Origin of the sequence: Ciceribacter azotifigens, assembly GCF_048159625.1 — a bacterium.
GTDB lineage: Bacteria > Pseudomonadota > Alphaproteobacteria > Rhizobiales > Rhizobiaceae > Allorhizobium > Allorhizobium azotifigens.
Genome location: NZ_JBLQTA010000072.1, coordinates 1 through 1,136, shown reverse-complemented (window position 1 = coordinate 1,136; position 1,136 = coordinate 1). Strand labels below are relative to the sequence as shown.

The 1,136-nt window shown below is 62.5% G+C and carries 1 protein-coding gene and 1 pseudogene; both read right to left on the bottom strand.

The annotated features are described in order from the left end of the window. Positions 1 to 67: pseudogene (locus ACM6UT_RS23355) on the bottom strand (DUF2274 domain-containing protein); the annotation flags it as partial. Between the two features lie 12 nt (positions 68 to 79). Then, positions 80 to 943 carry an exonuclease domain-containing protein gene (locus tag ACM6UT_RS23350; protein WP_416799653.1) on the bottom strand — a complete coding sequence of 288 codons (864 nt, stop codon included), beginning with the start codon at positions 941 to 943 and terminating at the stop codon, positions 80 to 82. Positions 944 to 1,136: the final 193 nt, after the last annotated feature.

Sequence of the window (1,136 nt, the reverse complement as noted above, 5' to 3'; positions counted from 1 at the left end):
CAGGCTGGCCCGTCTCCCGGCCCAGGACCTCGGCATAGGCGACGATGTCGCGATGCACCGCGTCGGGAAGCTCGACGGCTCAGGCCAGCGCCACGAGTTCGCGGAAGTCCGTTTCTCGGATGATGCGGATGGGGAAGCCCTTGCTGGCCAGATCCTCCGCCTTGCGATGTTTGGAGCTCTTCTCGTGGCCAGCGAGGCGTTGCACGTCGGTGTCGCCCACCACCAACAGCGTCGTCTTCTTCGTGACGCCGGAATCAACCTCGCACCCTACCGATGCAGCTAGATCGGCGGCTTCACGACGCGGAAACGCCAGCGCCCCGGTGAACACGATCACTTCCCCAAACAGCGGACCATCCGGGTTGCCGTCGCGCCGGATAGCAGCACCAGCGCTACTGGAGGACGGATCGATGGGCTGCCGAACCCGGGATAGCCAGCCGTCGAGGTCGAGGCCGGTCTTCTGCATCGCAGTCAGAAGGATGTGTCCGGCCGCCTTCGCATCCTCCAGGGCATGGTGGTGCTGGAACTCGTATCCGATCAGCCTGCAAACGTCCGCGAGACCGTAGCCGCTGCTGGCGCACTCCGCCCAGGTGCGGCGGGCAACACGGGCTGAGTCGAGCCATGTGCAGGTTGGTTCTGCAACAGCCCAGCGGTTTGACGCTTGGTGCGTGGCGACCCGGTCGAAGTGGGTATGGGTGACGGCAACGGCGTCCCGAAGCATGTCGTGAAGTGTCCGCGACGCTTCCGCATAAGTCGGCGCGCCCCTCACCATGTCCACGTCGATGCCATGGATAGAGACATTGATGCCGTCGAAGTAATCTTGCGGATCGACCAGCGAGTACCATTCGCCGACGATCTTGCCACGCTCGAATTTCACGGCTCCGATAGAGCAAATTGACGCCATATCTGCATTGGCGGTTTCCACGTCTATCGCCACGAAATTCATTGGCACGTACCCCCCTGCTATTCTCTGCCTGTGACTTGAGAAATACACGCACGCGGGACCGGCCTCAAGGATGAGACCTTCTCTGTCATATCAGCCTGATATGCGAGGCGCGCGACGGCAACGGCCCGATCCGGATCAGCTATGCCGCCCGCCTACTGGCAAGGCGACAACGACAATCCGGCGCTGGCGCATT